Origin of the sequence: uncultured Limnohabitans sp., from assembly GCF_937889215.1 — a bacterium.
In the GTDB taxonomy this organism is placed as follows: Bacteria; Pseudomonadota; Gammaproteobacteria; order Burkholderiales; family Burkholderiaceae_C; genus Limnohabitans_A.
This window is the reverse complement of sequence record NZ_CALBEX010000026.1, coordinates 1-3,249: the sequence shown is the minus strand read 5'-3', so window position 1 is coordinate 3,249 and position 3,249 is coordinate 1. Positions and strand designations below refer to the sequence as shown.

General features: G+C 56.5%; 3 protein-coding genes. All 3 read right to left on the bottom strand.

The features are described from left to right. Positions 1-419: 419 nt before the first annotated feature. Entirely contained in the window at positions 420-869 is a 450-nt protein-coding gene (locus Q0341_RS00660; protein WP_299509855.1) for a hypothetical protein, read from the bottom strand. Positions 870-904: 35 nt separating this feature from the next. Next, positions 905-1,414, bottom strand: coding sequence for a chemotaxis protein CheW (locus Q0341_RS00655; RefSeq protein WP_299509853.1), 510 nt, complete (start codon positions 1,412-1,414; stop codon positions 905-907). Positions 1,415-1,449: 35 nt separating this feature from the next. Further along, positions 1,450-3,249: chemotaxis protein CheA (locus Q0341_RS00650; RefSeq protein ID WP_299509851.1), on the bottom strand; the 1,800-nt coding region annotated here is incomplete at its 5' end.

The window sequence follows — 3,249 nt, the reverse complement described above, 5'->3', positions numbered from 1 at the left end:
GCTTGCTCGGCGTTTTTGGCGGTGGAGTGAATCATGCTGGACACATCTTCCAAAGAGGCGCTGGTTTCTTCGATGGCGGCGGCCTGCTCACTGGCACCTTGGGCCAGTTTTTGGCTGGCCTCGGTGAGTTGGCTGGAGGCCATGCGGCTTTGTTCCGGCCCTCATAGATCTCTCGGGCCATCTGCATCAAGGGCTTGAGGGAGACTTTGTATGCCATGAACAAAATGATCAGAATCAGCAACAGCAAGCCCGAAGAAAACAGGGTCACGCTCAAAATGACCTGGTTCTTGACGGATTCGGCTTGTTGCTCGTTTTTCTCAATGTTTGCGCGAATTTTGGCCAACATGGCCTCAATGGCCTCGCGATGGACGACAAAGGATTCGGACATCAAATCGAATGTGGCTACGATCTTGGCCGCATCACCCCGGCTGAGGGCGGGAAAAAATTGGGGTATTGAGCAAGCTCAAGTAGCGCTGCACGTGTTTGTCTGATGTCTCCAGGTCTTTGAGCAGTTCAGGTGCGGTCAGTGGGCTGCTGATGTAGCGGTCGTAGGCGAGCTTGTACTCCTGTTCAATCCGTGGTGTCTCTGCGATCAGTCGTTTGACGTCTTTGTTTTCGGTGAGGGTGGTCGAGTCCGGGTTTTTGTAGACTTGCACCATGGTTTGCACCACCATGTATTCGGCTTCGATCAAATAAACGTCCGGCGGCATGATCGAGGCCAAAATTTCGTTTTTATGCGCAATGTTTTGGTAAAGGTCTCCGCCGATCTTGATGGGTGCGGTGAAAAAGAAGCTGGCCGCTGGAATGCCCACCAAGCTGGCCAAAAACAGGATGACAAAGCCTGTGAGTAATTTTTTGAGGTTCAACATGTGGTGGCTCCCGGTGATGTGCAGTGATGAGTGGTTTAAACGGTTGGGGCAGGGGCGAGGGTTGGCAAAACCCACGGACCCACAAAGTTGAGCAAACGATTCAAGTCCAGCAGGGTTTTCACCGTGTCTTTGCTTTTGGCCATGCCGGTGATGAATCGGTTGTCGATGTCGCTGCCAAAATCGGGCGGCAACTCCAGGTCCAGTGGGTGAAAGTGCGAGACTTCTTCGACGCTGTCCACCACCATGCCCATCAGCTGTGCTTGGCCTTCTGAAGTGTCAAATTGCACGACGACCACGCAGGCCCGTTCTGTGTTAACTGCTTTGGGTAAGCCAAGCCGTTCTCTCAGATCGATCACGGGCACTATTTTTCCGCGCAAATTGATCACGCCTTGAATGAAGGCGGGCATGCGGGGCACAGGCGTGATGGGGCACAGGCGCATGATTTCTCGCACTTTGAGCACGGGCACGCTGTAATACTCGTTGTGCAAGGCAAAGGTGAGGTATTTGCCCGGATCGGGCAAATGGGGGGAGGTCAGTTGGATCATGGTTTGCGCTTGTCTTTTGGGGGTTGCGATGCTGGTTAAACCGCTGCGGCGGCCATGGAGGGCATTTGGCCCATGGCGACCGGATCGATGATCAGCGCCACACGGCCATCGCCGAGGATGGCAGCACCGGACATGCCTTGGTGGTCCTTGAAGGTGTTGCCCAGTGACTTGATGACGACTTCGTGTTTGCCGATCAGACGGTCCACCAAGAGCGCACTTTGCCGGTTGCCCAAATCGACCACGACGACAATGCCGTCGCAGGGGTTGTGGGCCTGGCATGGCACCCCCAATTTGTCGGACAGGCGGATCAAGGGGATCAGCTTGCCGCGCACGCGGATGACTTCTTCGCTGCCTTGCACGGTGAAGACCATGTCCGGTTGTGGCCGCAGCGATTCGCGAATGGTCAGCGTGGGCACTAGGAAACGTTCGGTGCCGACCCCCACCAACATGGCGTCGATGATGGCCAGGGTGAGCGGCAAAAAGATGTTGAACGTGGTGCCTTGGCCTGGCACCGAATCGATGTCCACCCGTCCCCGTAGCTTGTTGATGCTGCCACGCACGACGTCCATGCCTACGCCTCGCCCCGAAATTTTGGTCACGTTGTCGGCGGTAGAAAATCCAGGTAAAAAAATCAGGTTGTAGATGTCTTTTTCGCTGGGCTTGCTGTCCGACGGGATGAGGCCGCGTTGATGTGCTGTGTGAAGGATTTTGGCGGCGTCCAGACCTTTGCCATCGTCTCGGATGCAGATCAAGATACCGCCGCCTTGGTGTGATGCTTGCAGGTGGATGTTGCCTTGGGCCGTTTTGCCAAGTGCCATGCGTTGGGTTGGCGTTTCGATGCCGTGGTCGACGGCATTGCGCATCATGTGGAGCAGGGGGTCGGCCAGGTCTTCGACGATTTTGCGGTCCAACTCGGTGTCTTCGCCGCTCAGGTGCAGTTGGATGCTTTTGTTTTGAGCGGTGGACAGGTCGCGCACCAGTCGCTCCATTTTTTGCATGACAGAGCGCAGCGGCACCATGCGCAGCGACATGGCGTTGTGCTGCAATTCGGTGGTGATGCGTGTGAGCTGGCGCAAATCGCGTTCGAGTTCCCTGTCTTTGGATGCTTGCACCGAAGGGTGCTGCACCACCATGGATTGCGCGATCACCAGTTCACCCATCAGTTCCACCAGCGCATCGAGTTTGCCGGTGTCGAGCTTGACAAAAGCGGCCAGGGAATCGGGACGCCGTTTGCTTTTGCTGGGCAGGGGGGCGGCCTGTTCTGTGTCCTTGGCCTCGTGCTGGGATGGGGGCGGGGCGCTGGGTGAGGGGAGGGGGTCGGGTGCATGGGCGGTGCCGACGGGCGGCAACTGTGGGTTTTTCGGCGTTTGTGGTGCTTGCGGATCGCCATGGAGGCAAGCTGGTGCTCGGACCAACAAGGCGGCCGTGGGCACCACAATGGCTTGACCACGGCCTTCTCCTTTGATCTGCCGATCAATGGCATTGACGTAATGCTGTAGCGCGTCACCACCGGCCAAAATGATGTCGATGACTTCGCGGTTGATGCGCAATTTGTCTTGTCGCGCAGCGTCCAGCAAGGACTCCAACTCGTGCGCCAGGCGCTGGATGGGCTCTATGCCCATAAAACCTGCGCCGCCTTTGAAGGTGTGAAACGCCCTGAAGACTTGGTTCAAGGTGTCTTTGCGCTGGGGATTTTCTTCAAGCGCTAAAACACCTTGCTCGATCTGTTGAAGGAGATCACGCCCCTCGTTGCAAAACTCGTTGAGGAAATCCAAGTCGTCATTCGCTCCCAGTGTGAAACTGGCCTCCTCAGACAGCGGTGTGGACAGCATGAC

Coding starts and splice junctions, on each gene's coding strand:
- Q0341_RS00660 (WP_299509855.1), bottom strand. CDS start 869: ATGTTGAACCTCAAAAAATTACTCACAGGCTTTGTCATCCTGTTTTTG.
- Q0341_RS00655 (WP_299509853.1), bottom strand. CDS start 1,414: ATGATCCAACTGACCTCCCCCCATTTGCCCGATCCGGGCAAATACCTC.